Annotated in this window: 14 protein-coding genes and 1 pseudogene; 6 read left to right on the top strand and 9 right to left on the bottom strand. The window is 73.3% G+C overall.

What is annotated here, in order from left to right:
- Positions 1-131: 131 nt before the first annotated feature.
- Positions 132-656 (top strand): DUF4232 domain-containing protein, encoded by a 525-nt coding sequence (locus tag S1361_RS03450; RefSeq protein ID WP_208030369.1) that lies wholly within the window; start codon positions 132-134, stop codon positions 654-656.
- Here S1361_RS03450 and S1361_RS03455 read toward each other — a convergent pair.
- Both S1361_RS03455 and S1361_RS03460 read right to left on the bottom strand, forming a co-directional pair.
- Positions 649-1,088 (bottom strand): annotated as a pseudogene (locus S1361_RS03455) (asparagine synthase-related protein); the annotation flags it as partial. The gene S1361_RS03450 and the pseudogene S1361_RS03455 overlap by 8 nt on opposite strands.
- A 25-nt stretch (positions 1,089-1,113) precedes the next feature.
- Positions 1,114-1,893 carry an alpha/beta fold hydrolase gene (locus S1361_RS03460; protein WP_208030370.1) on the bottom strand — a complete coding sequence of 260 codons (780 nt, stop codon included), beginning with the start codon at positions 1,891-1,893 and terminating at the stop codon, positions 1,114-1,116.
- A gap of 157 nt (positions 1,894-2,050) precedes the next feature.
- Here S1361_RS03460 and S1361_RS03465 point away from each other — a divergent pair, with 157 nt between their 5' ends.
- Both S1361_RS03465 and S1361_RS03470 read left to right on the top strand, forming a co-directional pair.
- Complete coding sequence (locus S1361_RS03465; RefSeq protein WP_208030371.1) at positions 2,051-3,145, top strand: baeRF3 domain-containing protein; 1,095 nt, start codon at positions 2,051-2,053, stop codon at positions 3,143-3,145.
- 121 nt (positions 3,146-3,266) lie between these two features.
- Complete coding sequence (locus tag S1361_RS03470) at positions 3,267-4,286, top strand: Gfo/Idh/MocA family protein (RefSeq protein WP_208030372.1); 1,020 nt, start codon at positions 3,267-3,269, stop codon at positions 4,284-4,286.
- A gap of 91 nt (positions 4,287-4,377) precedes the next feature.
- On the opposite strand, the gene S1361_RS03475 is transcribed toward S1361_RS03470, so the two are convergent.
- The gene (locus S1361_RS03475) at positions 4,378-4,791 is read right to left on the bottom strand and encodes an SsgA family sporulation/cell division regulator (RefSeq protein ID WP_208030373.1); all 414 of its coding nucleotides are present in this window, start codon (positions 4,789-4,791) and stop codon (positions 4,378-4,380) included.
- A gap of 345 nt (positions 4,792-5,136) precedes the next feature.
- On the opposite strand from S1361_RS03475, the gene S1361_RS03480 reads away from it, so the two are divergent.
- Positions 5,137-6,567: a PP2C family protein-serine/threonine phosphatase gene (locus S1361_RS03480; RefSeq protein WP_208030374.1), complete on the top strand. Its 1,431-nt coding sequence runs from the start codon at positions 5,137-5,139 to the stop codon at positions 6,565-6,567.
- Positions 6,568-6,605: 38 nt separating this feature from the next.
- Here the strand turns inward: S1361_RS03480 and S1361_RS03485 are convergent, their stop codons facing one another.
- Positions 6,606-8,102, bottom strand: coding sequence for a DNA-binding protein NsdB (locus S1361_RS03485; RefSeq protein WP_208030375.1), 1,497 nt, complete (start codon positions 8,100-8,102; stop codon positions 6,606-6,608).
- A gap of 288 nt (positions 8,103-8,390) precedes the next feature.
- Here S1361_RS03485 and S1361_RS03490 point away from each other — a divergent pair, with 288 nt between their 5' ends.
- Positions 8,391-9,536 carry an aminoglycoside phosphotransferase family protein gene (locus S1361_RS03490; RefSeq protein ID WP_208030376.1) on the top strand — a complete coding sequence of 382 codons (1,146 nt, stop codon included), beginning with the start codon at positions 8,391-8,393 and terminating at the stop codon, positions 9,534-9,536.
- A 264-nt stretch (positions 9,537-9,800) separates the two neighbouring features.
- On the top strand, positions 9,801-11,771 hold the full coding sequence (locus tag S1361_RS03495) for an N-acetylmuramoyl-L-alanine amidase (protein ID WP_208030377.1): 1,971 nt from the start codon (positions 9,801-9,803) through the stop codon (positions 11,769-11,771).
- A 25-nt stretch (positions 11,772-11,796) separates the two neighbouring features.
- On the opposite strand, the gene S1361_RS03500 is transcribed toward S1361_RS03495, so the two are convergent.
- The 5 genes from S1361_RS03500 to S1361_RS03520 all read right to left on the bottom strand — a co-directional run bounded on the left by S1361_RS03500 (position 11,797) and on the right by S1361_RS03520 (position 16,701).
- Positions 11,797-12,294, bottom strand: a complete 498-nt coding sequence (locus S1361_RS03500) for a glycosyltransferase family protein (protein WP_030339601.1) — start codon at positions 12,292-12,294, stop codon at positions 11,797-11,799.
- Positions 12,295-12,344: 50 nt separating this feature from the next.
- Positions 12,345-13,814 carry a 3-hydroxybutyrate oligomer hydrolase family protein gene (locus tag S1361_RS03505; RefSeq protein WP_208030378.1) on the bottom strand — a complete coding sequence of 490 codons (1,470 nt, stop codon included), beginning with the start codon at positions 13,812-13,814 and terminating at the stop codon, positions 12,345-12,347.
- A gap of 142 nt (positions 13,815-13,956) precedes the next feature.
- The gene (locus tag S1361_RS03510; RefSeq protein ID WP_208030379.1) at positions 13,957-15,207 is read right to left on the bottom strand and encodes an extracellular catalytic domain type 1 short-chain-length polyhydroxyalkanoate depolymerase; all 1,251 of its coding nucleotides are present in this window, start codon (positions 15,205-15,207) and stop codon (positions 13,957-13,959) included.
- Between the two features lie 197 nt (positions 15,208-15,404).
- Complete coding sequence (locus S1361_RS03515; protein ID WP_208030380.1) at positions 15,405-16,307, bottom strand: universal stress protein; 903 nt, start codon at positions 16,305-16,307, stop codon at positions 15,405-15,407.
- 151 nt (positions 16,308-16,458) lie between these two features.
- Entirely contained in the window at positions 16,459-16,701 is a 243-nt protein-coding gene (locus tag S1361_RS03520; RefSeq protein ID WP_208030381.1) for a DUF397 domain-containing protein, read from the bottom strand.
- Positions 16,702-16,741: the final 40 nt, after the last annotated feature.

A 16,741-nucleotide genomic window follows, 5' to 3' on the forward strand; every position in this document is an offset into this window, starting at 1 on the left:
GTGACAAAGACGGCGCAAACGGGTGACAGCCGCGAACCGGGGCAACCTCCCGGCCGTCCCGGCCGTCCCACTCGGCAAGGCGCGCTCCGGCCCGCCGTATCCCGTACACCATCGCGACAGGGGACACCGTCATGCGCATCCGCGCCACCATCGCCGTACCCGCCGCCTTCGCCGCCGTGGCGGCCGTGCTGCTCACCGCTCCGCAGAGCCAGGCCGCCGCCGGCCACGGCCGGCCCGTCGGCTGCGCCGAGAAGTCGCTGACGCTGCGGGCGAAGGCCGTGCCCGGCCACCCGACCGTGCTGCGGGTCAGCGTGACCAACCACGGCACGCGCGCGTGCGTCGTCGACCGCGTGCCCACGGTGACCTTCGGGGACCTGGACGGGGCGGCGCTGCCCGTGCCGGAGGGCGGCACCGGCACCTACCGGCTCGGGGCGCGCGGCACGGCCTACGCCGACGTACGGACCATCGCGGACCCGGCGGACCCGGAGGCCCGCCGGGTGAACGCGGTCACCGTGGCGGCGTCGGCCGCGCACTGGGGCCGCTCCTTCACCGCCGGGCAGCTCGGGACCGGCCGGCGGGTCCTGGTCTGGGAGCCGGTGACGACGTGGTGGCAGAAGTCGGCGGCGGCCGCGGACCGCGCCGTCGGGCTCAGCTGAGCACCAGCTCCGGCGCGTAGAGGTCCAGCCATCCCGCGGGGTCCAGGGTGCGTTCCAGAACCGCGCCGGGCGGCCGCCGACCGGCGCCTCCCGCTCGGCGGCCGCCCGGACCCGTTCCCGGTCGACCAGATCGAAGACGGGGTGGGAGGGTGGCCGGGCGAGCAGTTCCCTGGTCTGCTCCTGGAGGGCGCGGGCGTACCGGGGGTCCTGCGTGGACGGGTACGGGCTCTTCACGCGCTCGTACACCGAGCGCGGCAGGACGTCCGCCGACGCCTCCCGCAGCAGGCTCTTCTCCCGGCCGTCGAAGGACTTCAGCACCCAGGGGGCGTTTTAGACGTACTCGACCAGCCGGTGGTCGCAGAACGGCACCCGGACCTCCAGGCCCACGGCCCTGCTCATCCGGTCCTTGCGGCCGAGCAGCATGCGCATCCAAGAACTTCCTCAAGGAACCGGCGCGTTACGGCTTCGCGGTCAGGAACGAGTCGAGCGCCCCGGTCAGTTCGGCCGGCTTCTCCACCGGCAGCTCGTGTCCCGCGTCCAGGATGCGGACGACCGCGTCGGGGTAGGCCTTGGCCAGCCGGAGCATCTGCCGCACCGGCAGCTGGACGTCGTGGTAGCCGTGCACCATCAGGGTCGGTACGGAGATCTCGCCGGCCCGGTCCAGGACGTCGAAGGCCCGCATCGCGCCGTAGAGCGTCATGACGACCTCGCGCGGGGTGGCGGCGGAGGCGCGGATGTGCGCCCGGACCTCCTCGCGCGGGTAGCCGGGCGCGAAGGCCCGCTGGATGTTGGCGGCCACGAACAGCTTGAACGGCACCAGGGTCGAGGCCGCCATCAGCAGGCCCCGGCCGCGGCTGTAGGCCATCCGGCCGATGGAGTTGACCAGCACCAGCCGCTCGACCCGTGCCGGGTGGGCGAGGGCGATGGTCTGCGCGATCATGCCGCCCATCGAGTGGCCCACCAGCGCGCACCGCTCCACCCCGAGGTGGTCGAGCAGTGCCACGACGTCCCGCGCCAGGTGGGCGATGGTGGGCACGCCGGCCCCCGTGCTCTCCCCGTGCCCGCGCAGGTCCAGCCGGATCACGCGGCGCCGTGCGGAGAAGTGGGCGGTCTGGTGGTCCCAGCGGTGCCGGTTGGCGGTCCAGCCGTGCACGAACACCACGGGCACGTCCGCCGCGTCGCGGGGCCCCTCGTCGTCGTACGTCAGGGCCGCTCCGTCGATCTCGAGCTGCGGCATGGATGCCTCCTGGGGTGCGATGCGGTCCGGTTACCGGCCGGTACGGTATCCGGCCCGGGGCCGCCGCGTCACCGTTGTCCGCCCGGGAGATCCACGGCGGCCTCCGGTCCGGATTACCCCGAATGCCGTACCTGTGAATCGGACCTATCGTGCTGTCATGGAGCATGCACTGAGTCCCGCGACCCTCGCCGAACTGCGGCGCCCGCGCCCGTATCCCGCGGTGTCCGTGCTGACCCCGACGCACCGCCGGGAACCCGAGAACGGCCAGGATCCCGTCCGGCTGCGCAACGTGGTCACCGAGGCCCGTCGTCGCCTGGAGGCCGATCCCGCCGTCACCCGTGAGCGACGCAACGAGGTCGTCGCGCAGCTCGACCGGGCTCTGGCGGAAGTGGACCTGACGCATGCCGAGGACGGCCTGGTCATCTTCGCCGCTCCCGGCGAGCACCGGGTGTGGTCCCTGGCGCGCACCGTCCCCGAGCGGGTGGTGCTGTCCGACACCTTCCTCACACGCAACCTGGTGGCCGCGCAGGCCGCCGAGCGGCGCTTCTGGGTGCTGTCGGTCTCCGCCGACCGCGTCACGCTCTGGAGCGGCGGCGAGGAGCGTGTCGTGCAGGACCGCTCGGGCGGCTTCCCGCTGGAGCGCCGGCAGGAGAACTTCGACCCCGAGCGCCAGATGCGCACGGGCGGGCTGCCGAGCACCTTCAGCGACGAGGGCACCCGCCAGTTCCTGCGCGAGACGGACACCGCCATGAGCACGGTCATGCGCGAGCAGCCCCGGCCGCTGTACGTCACCGGCGAGCAGGCCGCGCTGTCCCTGCTGGACGAGGTCGGCACCGTCGCCAAGTCCGCCGTCCACGTCCCGCACGGCGGCCTCGCGCACGCCGGTCCCGAGGCCGTCTGGCAGGCGCTGCGGCCGGTGCTGGAGGCGGAGGCCCGCAAGGACACCACGGCCGTGGTCCGGGAGCTGACCTCGGCCCGCGGCCACCGGACCTACGCGGCCGGGCTGGACGAGCTGTGGCAGAGCGCCCGCGAGGGCCGGGTGCGGCTGCTGGCCGTGGAGGAGAACTTCCGGGCCACCGTCCGCGATCTGGGCGAGCACCTGGTACCGGCCGAACCCGGTGACCGGGACGCCCGCGACGACATCGTGGACGAGATCGTCGAGCAGTGCCTGGAGACCGGTGCCGAGGTCCGCTTCGTGCCCGACGGCACACTCGGTGACGCCGACGGCATCGCCGGAGTGCTGCGGTACTGACCGGAGAGGACACGGGAAAGGCACTGGCAGGGCACCGCTGAAGCCCCAGGCCGGCCGTCGGTGAGCGCTCTCTTGCCTCGGCGTACGCTACGGCGTGATCGTCGCGTAAGGGAGCGCACGCATGGGTGACCTGCTGGGTGTGGCGGTACTGGGTGCCGGACACATGGGTGCCGATCACATACGTCGTCTCGACCAAGTGGTCAGCGGAGCCAGGGTCGCGGCGGTGGCCGACCCCGACCGCGCACGGGCCGAGGCGGCCGTGGCCGGTCTCGACGGGGTCACCGTGCACACCGATCCGGTGGCCGCGCTCGACGCACCCGGCGTGGCGGCCGTCCTCATCGCCTCACCCGGCCCCGCGCACGAGGAGGCGCTGCTCACCGCCTTCGCCCGCCGGCTTCCGGTGCTGTGCGAGAAGCCCATGGTGCCGGACTCCACCGGCGCCCTGCGGGTCGTGGAGGCCGAGGCGGGCATCGGCCGCCGGCTGGCACAGATCGGCTTCATGCGCCGCTACGACGCCGGGTACCGGCGCCTGAAGGCCCTGCTGGACGGGGGCGGTCTGGGCCGGCCCCTGATGCTGCACTGCACGCACCGCAACGTCTCCTCCCCCGCCGGCTTCACCAGCGCGATGCTGATCAACAGCTCGGTCTCGCACGAGATCGACGCGGCCCGCTGGCTGCTCGGGCAGGAACTGACGGCGGTCACCGTGCTGCGGCCCGCCCCGTCCGCGGGCGCGCCCCAGGGGCTGCTCGACCCGCAGTTCGTGCTGTTCGAGACCGAGCGCGGCGCCCTGGTCGACGTGGAGGTCTTCGTGAACTGCGGCTTCGGCTACCAGGTGCGCTGCGAGGCCGTGTGCGAGGCGGGCAGCGCCCGGATCGGGGACGAGCACACCATGGTGGTCACCACCCGGGGCGGCGCCCGCGAGGAGGTGGCCCGGGACTACCTCGTCCGCTTCGCCGACGCCTACGACCGCGAGGTGCAGGCCTGGGTCGACGCGACCCGGCGCGGCGAGGTCACCGGCCCGGACGTCTGGGACGGCTACGCGGCGTCCGTGGTCGCCGAGGCGGGGGTCCGGGCGCTGGAGACCGGCGGCCGGGTGGCCGTGGACCTGGCCCCGCGGCCGGCCCTGTACGCCGGACGGTGACGCCGAGCCTCACCCCGGGGAAACCGAGTCGGTCGTCGCGCGGGAGAGCACGGGCCTGCCGCGCCTGCGCCGGTCCGTCCCCGGTGCGCCGTCACACCCCGCCGAACAGCGCGCTCAGCCCCCGCTCCACCACGTCCGCCACGTCCTCCTGTCCGCTCGCCACCACCTCGTACGTGCGTACCAGGAAGCTCCGCAGCGCGGAGGCCTGGAACAGCAGCAGTGCCATGCCGTGCGGCGAGTGGAACTCCAGGACCGTCCGGGTCCGGCCGTACGGCCATATCTGCACGTCCCCGTGGCCGGCGGGGGCCCGCAGCCCCTGGTCGAGCAGGGTCCGCGCGAAGGTCCAGGTCACCTCCTCGCCGTGCAGCGCGGCGTGGGCCGGGAAGTCGACGAACACGGCGAGGGGGTCGTCGGCGGTGTAGCGCAGGGTGGCCGGCACCCGGACCTCCCGGTCGTCGGCGGTGATGAGCCGGGCTTCGGCGAGCTGTTCGACGGTGATGTCCATGCCCTTAAGGAGTCGGCGCGCCCCTGTCGCATGCCGCCAATTCCGGTCAGAGTTCGGCAGGTACCGGCCGCTCCACGGCACCATGGAACAAAGAAGCGTCGAACAGGCGCTTGAGTGCCGGACGGGAGGGGCTCGCTTGCGTCAACTCACGTACGGTCCCTACGACTTGAGCACCCGGGCGCGTACGTCTTTCGTACCCTCGGATCACTCCGGCAAGACTCTGGCATATGCCGGAAGCACCACCGTATCGTGTGTTGCCAAATCCCTTACAGCGCGTCGCGGGCTGTGCCACAGTCGTAGCGGTCCCCCGTCGTCCCCGCCGTCCCGTCCCCATCGGAGTGCGTCATGCCGTCCCCAGTCTCCGCGGACCGCCCAGCCGCCCACCCGCCCGGCCGCGGCTCGGTCGAAGCGCTGATAACGCAGGCGCGGCGGCTCAAGGGTGACGTGGACGCCGTACGGCGGGACACCCGGAGCGACGTCTCGGACCCCCAGGAACGCTGGCAGCGGGCCCTGTACGACCTCGCCCTGCACCAACTGGACGATCTGGACGCCCACTTGGCGCAGCTGCGGGACGGCCCCTCCCCCGCCCCGGCCGAGTCCGCCGAGCCGCCCGCCGGCCGGCCCGCCCCGGCCGCCGCCCCGGGTGGTTCGCTGCTCAGCCGCGTCGGCAGCGCCGAGTGGAACCTGCTGACCGACGAGGCCACCTGGTCCGGAGAGCTGTACCGGATCCTCGGCCTCGACCCGGCCCGCCCCGCCCTCACCCTGGACGAACTGCCCAGCCTGGTCCTGGAGGAGGACCGGCCGAAACTGACCGCGATGGTGACGGACTGCCTGGTCGACGCCAAACCGATCGACGGCGAGTTCCGCGTCGTACGGCCCGACTCCTCCGTGCGGACCGTGCACATGATGGGCGAACCCGTGCTCGGCGCCGACGGCGGCACGACCTCCATGTGGGCCGTGCTGCGCGACGTCAGCGCACTGCGCGACAGCCGGCTGACGGTGCGCGAGACCCGTGACTCGCTGCACCGCGAACGCCGGCGGGAGCAGACCGAGCACCGGATCGCGGCAGAGCTGCAGGAAGCCGTGCTACCGCCATGGCGCGGCTCCCTGCGGCTCCCGCACCAGGGACCGGTGACCTTGGACCTGGCGGCCCATCGCCTGCCGGCCGCGAGCCCCACCCTGATCGGCGGCGACTGGTACGACGCGCTGGAACTGTCCGACGGCCAGACCCTGCTGAGCGTGGGCGACCTCACCGGGCAGGGCGTGTCCGTCGCCTCCGGCATGGCGACGCTGCTCGGCGCCGTACGCGGCATGGCGCTGGCCGGCACGGAACCGGGCCCCCTGCTCACCCTGCTCAACCAGTTACTCGACACCACCGTGCAGCCCGCCCTCGGCAGCGCCGTCTGCTGCCGCTACCGGCCCGAGACCCGCACGCTGGTCTGGGCGCAGGCCGGACACCCCGCCCCGCTGCTGTACCGCGACGGGACGGGGTGCCTGCTGAACGCACCGGACGGCGTCCTCCTCGGCGCCTCCTCAGGCGCCGTCTACGGACAGTCCGTCGTCACCCTGGAACCGGGCGACGTGCTCCTCCTGCACACCGACGGGCTGATGTCGGGCCACAGCAGGACAGCGGTTGCGGACCGGCTGCTCGACCTCGCCCCACGGTTCGGCGCGGCGCGCACCGCGCAGGACTGTGTGCGAACGGTCGTGGAGGAGTTCGGCGGAGCGGGACGCGAGGACGACGCGTGCGTGCTCGTCGCCAAGGTCACCGCATGACGTGACCGACCCGTCGGGTCGGGCGGCGCACAGGCCCCCTACGCCTGTGCGCTGCTGCCGTCTCCCCTGCCCCTCGGCTTGGGCAGGGCGAGCCTGATCTCCTCCCGCAACTGGTGGATCCTCGGGTAGCCGGCGTACTCCGCGGTCAGCCGGTACATCTGCCGCAGCCGGTCCCAGGTGCGCCGGGAGGAGTTCGAGCCCATCGACATCAGGGCCAGCCGTGCGTAGCGGTCGGCCTGTTCGGGGTCGTCGGCGATGAAGCAGGCCGAGGCCATGGAGAGATGGTCGAAGATCTTCGACCGCTCCCGGCCGTCGACGCGCAGGGCGAGGGCCTTCTCCGCGTAGTACTGCGCGTGCGCGGCCGCACCCGGGTCGAACTCCGCGAGCGTGCGGTAGGCGAGGGCCTGCATGCCGTACAGGTCCTCGTCCTTGAAGGTCTGCATCCATTCCGGCGGTTCCACGTCCTGGCGGTCGGAGACGAAGAGGTCCTCCGCCTGCCCGAGCGTGCGGCGCATCGCCTGGCCCTTGCCCATCGAGGCCTGCGCCCAGGCCTCGATGGTGTGGAACATCGCCTTCGTGCGCGGCTGCAGGCGGTCGCCGGCGCCGGACTGGGCGAGCTTCATCAGGTCCAGGGCGTCGTCGGGCCGGCCGAGGTGCACCATCTGCCGGGCCGCCCGGGACAGCGCCTCACCGGCGCGCGGGCGGTCCCCGCCCTCTCTGGCGGCGTGGGCGGCGATGACGAAGTACTTCTGCGCCGTGGGCTCCAGGCCGACGTCGTGCGACATCCAGCCCGCGAGGACGGCCAGGTTGGCGGCGACGCCCCACAAGCGCCGCTGGAGATGGGGGGGATGGTGGTAGGCGAGCATGCCGCCCACCTCGTTGAGCTGTCCCACGACCGCCTTGCGCTGCAGCCCGCCGCCACGGGCCGCGTCCCAGGCGCGGAACACCTCGACCGAGCGCTCCAGTTCCTCGATCTCCTGCGACCCGATGGGGGCGGCCTCGTAGCGGTCGAACCCGGCGGGGTCCGCGTGCAGGGGGTCGTCGAGGACAGGGGCGTCGGCCTTCAAGGCCGGGTCGGTGTGCAGCCATTCGTACATGGCGCTGCTGAGTGTGGATCCCGCGGCGAGCGCGGCACCCGCGCCCACCAAGCCGCGTCGGTTGAGCATGAGGTCCATTCCCGTGAATTCGGTGAGGACCGCGGCGGTCCGTTCGGGCGCCCACGGCACACCTTCGGGATGTTCCTCGATCCCGTCGACCTGCCGTCTTCCCGCACGCCCGTGCCGCACCAGACCGAGGTCCTCGATGGTCACGACACGGCCGAGACGCTCGGTGAACAGAGCCGCCAGCACCCGCGGTACCGGATCGCGCGGGATCTCTCCCGTGTCGATCCACCGCCGCACCCGGGAGGTGTCGGTCGACAGCTGGGGGTGGCCCATGGCCGCCGCCTGCCGGTTGACCAGTCTCGCGAGTTCGCCCTTCGACCAGCCGGCCAGGCCGAACAGGTCCGCCAGTCGGGTGTTGGGTTGTCCGCTCACGTAAGCCCCCAGGTTCTCGGCTGAGTTGACAGTAGCCCGGTGGAGGTTGCCGGGCGACTATTCGCCAGGGTTCGCCAGGGTCCGCCAGATGGTGTGCCACTGGCCATCGGGTGTCAGGTAGGAACGCGCCACCCCGACCCGGTCGCCGCCCTCCGTGCGAGGGCGCGTGACGGCACTCGACGGCATATGCCGGGCACATTCCCCAGGGTGTGCCCGGGCGGCCGGGCCGGGTTGCGCGTGAGACGCACAGGCAGGCACTGCAGGCACACGAAGGGATCTGTATCTCCCATGTACGCAGCATCGTCCTCCGTGTCCGCCCCGCCCCGGCCGCTGCGACCCCGCCCGGCGGGCGGCGGGCCGTACCTCGATCCGGCGGCGCGTCCGGGGAGTCCCGTGCTGGGTGCGGGCCGGCCCCGGCGGATCCCGGGGCAGCCCGGGACCCAACCGCTCAGCGGGAGACTCGACCTGTCCGGCCCCCAGGGAGCGCAGCTGCGCACCGCGCTCGCCGCGGTGCACCGGATCTGTCCGGAGTTCGCCCCGGTGCAGGTCCTGCGGCGCAGCGGACGGTCCGTCCTCCTCGTGGGGACGACGGGGCGCAGCACGGCCGTCGCGAAGTGTCTCCTGGACCACTCGCCCGCCTGGGTGGAGCGGAGCCGCCAGGAAATAGCCGCATACCGCTCGTTCGTCCGGCACCGGCCGCCGGTCCGGGTGCCGAGGCTGATCGCGGCGGACCCGGACAACTGCACGCTGGTGATCGAACGGATGCCCGGCCGGACCGCGGCGTTGCAGCGGCATCCGGTGGAGGCGCCGCCCCGCGCGGACATCCGGGCCGCGCTCGGCGCGATCTGCCGGGTGAACGCCTGGCGGCCCCCGGCGGGCACGTTCGACATGCCGCTGGACTACGCGGCCCGGATCTCCCGGTACCACGAACTGGGCCTACTCACCGACCGGGACCTCGGCGACCTGCAGAAGCTGCTGCACGGCATCGCGCACGAGGTGGGCCGGCACGGCATGCTCCAGTTCTGCCACGGCGATGCCCTGCTCTCGAACCTCCTGCTGTCCCCGGCCGGTCCAGTGCTGGTGGACTGGGAGCACGCGGGCTGGTACCTGCCGGGGTACGACCTGGCGACGCTGTGGCTGGTTCTCGGGGACGCTCCGGTGGCCCGGCGGCAGATCAGCCAGATCGCCCAGTCGGCGGGCCCGGCTTCCCGGGACGCCTTCCTGGTCAACCTGATGCTGCTGCTGACCCGGGAGATCCGTACGTACGAAACGGCCGTGCAGCGTTCGATGCACGAGGTGGCCCCGGCGGCACCGGGTACGGCCCACCCGGGTGCTGCGCCGTCCGGCGAGGAACAGCGCCTACTGCTCAGGCGGCTGCACGACGACTGCCAGATGGCCCGCAGGGCCGTCCGTGCGGCGGTCGGCACTCGCTGACGGGGACGACGGCTCCGCGGTGCGCCCTGAGCGGCGGCGCACCGCGGACCTTCGTGTGTGCCGGGACGGTGAGGGCCACTGGTGTACGCCAGTGACGCCCCGCAGGCCCGGGCACCGCCGCCGCGAAACTCGCCGGAAACCCTCCGTGACGTGGGAAGTCGTCTGGCTCACGGCATTATTGACGGATCGTCGGCAAGCCGGTACCACTGACCCAGCTCTGGCGCCGCACGCCCCGCCACGCTCCGCCCGTCACTGGAGGCCGCATTGCGAGGATCCGCCACCGACCCCACATCCACACCCGGTCACAGACGTCTGCGGCGGTGCGCCGTCCCGCTCGCCTCCGCGGCCCTGCTGCTGCCCCTGCTCGGGGCGGCCCCGGCTCCCACCGCCACGGATGCGGCCACGCACCGGCTCCAACAGGCGTTCGCCACGGCGGCGGCCGACTACCACGTGCCGCAGAGCGTGCTGCTGGCCGTCTCCTACCTCCAGTCCCGCTGGGACCGGCACGCCGGCGCGCCGAGTGTGACCGGTGGCTACGGCCCGATGCACCTCACCGACGCCCGGACCGCGATCGCCGGCGCGGAGCACTTCGCGCACGCAACGGAGGACGCCCGCGGGGACACCGCCCGTGCCGCGCTGCACCCCGCCGCCGAGGCGCCGGCCGGGTCGGCGGTCCCGGCCCGTCTGAGGACGCTGCCGAAGGCCGCGGAGCTGACCGGCCTCCCGGCCGAGGAGCTGCGCACCGACCCGGCGGCGAACGTGGCCGGCGGTGCCGCTCTGCTCGCCGCCGCGCAGAAGGAGCTGGGCGAGCCGTTCAGCGCCGACCCGGCGCGGTGGTACGCGGCGGTGGCGCGGTTCTCCGGCGCCGACGACCACGCGACGGCCGCCGCGTACGCCGACGACGTGTACGACGTGCTGCGCACGGGTGAGGAGCGCACCACGGACGACGGCCAGCTGGTGACCCTGGCCGCCCAGCCGGGGCTGACCGCCGACACCGCCCAGCTGCGCAGGGCCGGTCTGCGCACGCTGCCGACGGACGGCACCGAGTGCCCGAGGTCGGTGTCGTGCGAGTCGGTCCCGGCGCCCTACGCGGAGTTCGGGGGTGACGACTACGGCAACCACGACCTCGGCGACCGTCCGGCCTCGCAGAGCATCAGGTACATCGTCATCCATGACACGGAGGGCGCCTGGGACGGGGTCATGAAGCTGATCCAGGACCCCACTTATGTGTCGTGGAACTACACGATTCGGTCCACCGACGGTCTGATCGCCCAGCACGTCAAGGCCAAGGACGTGGCCTGGCACGCGGGTAACTGGTACGTGAACGCCAAGTCGATCGGCATCGAACACGAGGGCTTCCTCGCCGCGCCGGACGCCTGGTACACGGAGGCGATGTACCGGTCCTCGGCGCGGCTGGTGCGGTACCTGGCCCGGACGTACGGCATCCCGCTGGACCGGCAGCACATCCTGGGCCACGACAACGTGCCCGGGCCGACCGCCTCCACCATCCCGGGGATGCACACGGACCCGGGGCCGTACTGGGACTGGCGGCACTACTTCCGGCTGCTGGGGCAGCCTTTGCGGCGCACGGCGGGACCGCGCTCGGGCGTGGTGACGATCCTGCCGGACTACGACTCGAACCGGCCCGTGTACACCGGCTGCACCACCAGGGGCGAGCCGTGCACGGAGCACGGTTCCAGCGAGGTGCGGCTGTACACGGACCACGACGTGACCGCCCCGCTGGTCAGGGACATCGGTCTGAAGACCGAGCCGACGGACGGGGTGAACGATCTGTCCTCGCGGGTGTCCACCGGCCAGAGCTACGCGGTGGCCGACCGCTGGGGCGACTGGACGGCCATCTGGTACCTGGGCCAGAAGGCCTGGTTCCGGAACCCGCTGAAGGACCCGGCGGCCGTACCGGCGAAGGGGCTCGTGGTGAGGCCGCGGGACGGCCTGGCGAGCGTCCCGGTGTACGGCCGGGCCTATCCGGAGAAGGAGGCCTACCCGGTGGACGTGCCCGCCCAGTCGGTGGTGCCGCTGCCCTACACGATTCCGGCCGGGCAGAAGTACGTGGTGGGTGACGAGGTGCCGGGCGAGTACTACTACGCGGTCACCTTCACCCCCGACTCGCACCGGGTCGTGGTGGGCGAGGACCTGTACTACGAGATCCAGTACGGCCACCGGGTCGCGTTCGTCCGGGCCGCGGACGTGACGCTCGAGGCAGCCGCCCGCTAGCCCGGCCTCAGGTGCCTCGGGTGCCTCAGCCCTGCTGGAAAAGCTCCGCCGGGAGCGGCTTCAGCAGGGCGTACAGGTCGTCGGTGATGGGGCGGTCCCAGGCGGCGATGGTCACCAGGACGCCGTCGCTGCGGTCGAACTGGACGCAGGAGATCCGGCTCTCGGAGAGCTTCAGCCGGCGCACGATGAGCAGGTTGTCGCCCTGGAGCACCGGGGTGTCCTCGACGCCGACGACGGTGACCTCCTCGTCGTTCTCCAGTGCCAGGAGCAGCTGGCCCACCTCGAACGGGATCTCTCCCTCGGCGACCTCACGGGCGGGGGAGCCTTCCGGGAGGTTGCCGATGATCATGGCGGGGCCGCGTCCGCCGAACAGGTCGTAGCGCAGGAAGACGCCCTGGCAGGTGCCGTCGGGGGCGGGGAGCAGGCCCGCGCCGAGGTTGCCCGGCCAGTCGCCCGGGTCCATGGCCAGCACGTCGAAGTCGGGTCCGGCAGGGGTCGCGCTGCGGCGGCGGAGGAACGACATGCGGCCATGGTACGTGGGCTACGACGGAAGTGCCGTGACGGGGTGCGCGATCATCGGTGGGTCGGTTGTGGCTGGTCGTTCCGCCGGGTTCCCGGGCCGTAGCTCAAGGGGCAGCTGGTCAGCAACGTGGCCGGGGCCGCGTCGGGCGGGCGCGGGACCGTGCGGTCGGGCGGTGGGGCGCCGTGCCCCGCGATCCAGCGTTCCAGGGCCTCGAAGGCCGAACGGTGGCAGGGCACCATCGGGCGGAGCCGGTCGGGGAAGGCGTCGGCCAGGGAGTCGGTGTGGGTGCCGTCCTCGATGCGGTAGTAGCGCAGCAGGGAGCCGCGGCCGGCCTCGCGGATCATACGGGCGTAGACGTCGGCGTCCCGGCCGATCGGCAGCAGCACGTCGAGGGTGCCCTGGAGGGTGATCAGGGGTTTGCCGATGCGTCCGGTCAGGGCGATGCGGTCGACCGCCCGGTGGACGGCGGCGGGCCGGGCCGCGTAGTCGTAGTCGGCGTCGCAGGCGGGGGTGCCGGAGGCGCAGTACGGGGTGCCGGCCTCGGTGGCGCCGTCGTAGCCGGGGTCGACCTCCTCGCGGTAGATGCGCTGGGTGAGGTCCCAGTAGACCTGGTGGTGGTAGGGCCACAGGAACTCGGAGCCGGCCGGGAAGCCGGCCCGGTGCAGGGCCGCCGCGGCCTCGGCGGCTCCGGATCCGCCGGCGGCGTAGGCGGGGTAGTGGCGCAGGGCGGCCGGCAGGAAGGTGAGCAGGTTGGGGCCGTCCGAGCGCCAGAGGGTGCCCTCCCAGTCGACTCCGCCGTCGTACAGCTCGGGATGGTGTTCCAACTGCCAGCGCACCAGGTAGCCGCCGTTGGACATGCCGGTGGCGAGGGTGCGGGCGGGGGGCCGGTGGTAGCGCTGGGTGACGACCGTGCGGGCGGCACGGGTGAGCTGGGTGAGGCGGGCGTTCCATTCGGCGATGGCGTCGCCGGGCCGGTGGCCGTCGCGGTGGAAGGCCGTGCCCGTGTTGCCCTTGTCGGTGGCGGCGTAGGCGTAGCCGCGGGCGAGCACCCAGTCGGCGATCGCCCGGTCGTTCGCGTACTGCTCGCGGTTGCCCGGGGTGCCGGTGACCACCAGGCCGCCGTTCCAGCGGTCGGGCAGCCGGATGACGAACTGGGAGTCGTGGTGCCAGCCGTGGTCGGTGTTGGTGGCCGAGGTGTCCGGGAAGTAGCCGTCGATCTGGATGCCGGGGGCGCCCGTGGGCGTGGGCAGGTCCTTGGGGGTGAGCCCCGCGTAGTCGGCCGGGTCGGTGTGGCCGGAGGACACGGTCCCGGCGGTGGTCAGCTCGTCCAGGCAGTCGGCCTGCTGGTGTGCGGCGCCGGGCACGTGCAGCCGGGCGCGGCCGGCGCAGTGGGCGTCCGGTGTCCCCGGGCCGGCGGGTGCCGCGGTGGCCGGGGTGGCCAGGAGCGAGCAGACGGCGGCGACCGAGAGCGCGCCCAGCGCGGTGCGCCGGGCGCGGTGTGGTGTGCGGTGCGGAAGCATGCGGTTCCTCCGGCGGGTTGGGGACGCGCTGGAGGTTAGGGGCGGTGTGGGGGTTCCGGACATGTGTGGAGCCGCCATGATGACGGCCCGTTAGGGGGCGTCGGCCACCATGGGGGCCCTGTTCGGTGCCCCCGGCTCACGGTCAGGGGCAGCCGGTGTCGGCGACGGTGAAGTAACCCGTGGGGGCTTCCTTCAGGGTGTGGGTGACGAACGTGTTGTACAGGCCCATGTTCTGGTGCGAGCCGTTGGCATAGGTGTAGCCGCCGCTGGTGGTGGCGCGGCCCGCCTGCACCTGGGCGTAGTTGCTCGCCGTCCAGCAGGCCGTGCTGCCGCCACCCGGGTCCGGGTCGCCCGGGCCGGTGGTGTCCAGGCCGAAGAACCGGGCGATCCAGCGGCTGGAGCAGACCGAGTCGAGGAAGTACGGGGCGCCGGTGCTCCCGCACTGTTCGCTGCCGGTGCCGGGGTCGACCGGGGTGCCGTGCCCGATGCCCGGGACCCGGTCGACCTCGACGGCGACCGTGCCGTCGGCGGCCAGGTACTGGTCCTGCCGGGTGGCGTCCGGCCCGATGGTGGTGGTCCTGGTGGGCGTCTGGGACAGGCCGTGCAGTGCGGTCCACTGGTCGCGCAGTTCGCCGGCGTTGCGCGGTACGACGGTGGTGTCCTGGTCGCCGTACCAGACGGCCGCGCGCGGCCACGGCCCGGTGTACGCCGGGTGGGCGTCGCGCACCCGTTGGGCCCAGTCGGCCGGGCTGCGGTCGACGCCGGGGCTCATGCAGGTGTAGGGGCTGTTGTCCCGGGTGCAGTCGTAGGGCAGGCCGGCGACGACCGCGCCCGCCGAGAACACGTCGGGGTAGGTGGCGAGCATGACCGCGGTCATGGCGCCGCCGGCGGACAGGCCGGTGACGTAGACGCGCTGCGGGTCGGCGCCGTAGGCGGTGACGGCGTGGCTCACCATCTGCCGGACGGACAGGGCCTCGCCCTGGCCGCGCCGGTTGTCGGCGGCCTGGAACCAGTTGAAGCACTTGTTCGGGTTGTTGGCGGTGCCGGTCTCGGCGAGCACGAGCAGGAAGCCGTCCTGGTCGGCGAGTTGCGGGAGTCCCGAGTTGTCGGCGTAGACCTGGGCGCTCTGCGTGCAGCCGTGCAGGGCCACGACCACCGGCGGGTGGGCGGGAAGGGCCGTCGGGCGGTACACGTACATGGTGAGGGCGCCCGGGTCGGACCCGAAGCCGGTCACCCTGGTGAGCGTGACGGCGGCGCGGGCTTCGGGTGCGGGGCCGGCGAGTGCGGTGCCGATGACGACGGCGAGTACGGCCAGGACGCGCGGTGTCAGGCGGGGTAGCAGGCGGGCACGTGGCCGTGCTCCGGGTGCCCTGCGGAACGGGGGCAGTGACATGGCGGCTCCTTGGGTGGACACACGGTCCCGGCCGCTCCCGCGCGCGGGCGGCGCCTGGAGCACCGGGGTGGCGGAACCATAGGTTCGGGTGTGTCCGGGCACCATGGCGCCGTGCCCCACAGCCGTCGGAGCCTCAGTCGGCACCGGACGGATTGCGGAGCACCGTTCGGTCTGCTACGCCCCCCGGCTGCCGGATCTCACTCGTCCGGCGGGGCCGGCGGTACCACCGCGACCGGGCTCGCCGCGTGCAGCAGCACGGCCTGCGTGACCGAGCCCATCATGCGGGCCGGGGCGAGCAGCCGCCGCCGGTGCCGGCCGACCACGACCAGGTCGGCGTCCTTCGAGGCGGCGACCAGCAGGCCGGCCGCGTCGCCGGGCAGCGCCTCGGCGTCGGTGCGGACCTCGGGGTGGCGCTCCCGGTGCGGGGCGAGGAAGCCCTCGGCCAGGGCACGGGTCTCGTTCTCCACGGCGTCCTGGTCGACGACGGGCGGCACCAGCTGGCCGGGCGCGGACCACGTCTGGACCGGCCACGGGTAGGCGGCGATCACCTGGAGCCTGGCGTCGCGCAGGGCGGCCTCGGTGAAGGCGAAGGAGAGGACGGCCTCGTCGGGGCTGTCGGCGTGCAGGCCGACGACCACCCGGGGCCCGGGCTCGGCGGGCCCCTCCCCGTGCACCTCGCGGCCGGGCCGGGGTACGACCACCACCGGGCACTCGGCGTCCCGGGCGGCGGCGAGACCGTTGGAGCCGAGCAGGAGGCTGGCGAATCCGCCGCGCCCCCGGGAGCCGAGCACCAACAGCTGGGCCTCGCTGCCCAGTTCGGGCAGAACGGCACCCGGTACGCCCTCCACGGCGACGTACTCCACGGCCGGCTGCCCGGCGCGGTCCGCGAGCCGGGCGCGCACCTCGTCCAGCACCGGGTCGCCCTCGGCCCCGGGCGGCCCGGCGACCAGGACGTCGGCCTGGCCCCAGGCGGCGTACTGCCGTACGTGCACCACCCGCAGCGGTGCCGCGCGGCGACGGGCGGCGTCCACGGCCCAGTCCAGGGCACGCAGGCTGTCCGCGGACCCGTCGACCGCGGCGACGACCGGCGCAGCGCTCATCTTCCTCACCTCCGGAACACGACCTTCCCCTTGTCGGGAGCCAGCCTCGCTCAGGCGGGACCCGGGCAGGGCACTCCTGGTCACGTGTCCGGAAATCCGTTGGCAACACCCCCGGTTCAGGTGAGATCCGGTACTGCCGCGGGGCGCGGCGTCAGGTGAGGTCGAACTCGCCCTCCCGCGCGCCGGAGACGAAGGCACCCCACTCGGCCGGGGTGAAGATCAGGGACGGACTCTCCGGCCGGCCGCTGTTGCGCATCGCGATGAAGCCCTCGACAAAGGCGATCTGGACATCGCCCAGACCTCGGCTGCTGGACTGCCACTCCGCCTTGCTGAGATCCAGCTCCGGCTTGTCCCAGCCCGCGAGCGGGTGCTGCTGGGTGGTGGTCTCGGCCACGTCCGTGCTCCTCCCGGTTCGTCGTCCGCGGGTCAGCCTA

The sequence above is a fragment of the Streptomyces cyanogenus genome (genome assembly GCF_017526105.1).
GTDB classification, from domain to species: Bacteria; Actinomycetota; Actinomycetes; order Streptomycetales; family Streptomycetaceae; genus Streptomyces; species Streptomyces cyanogenus.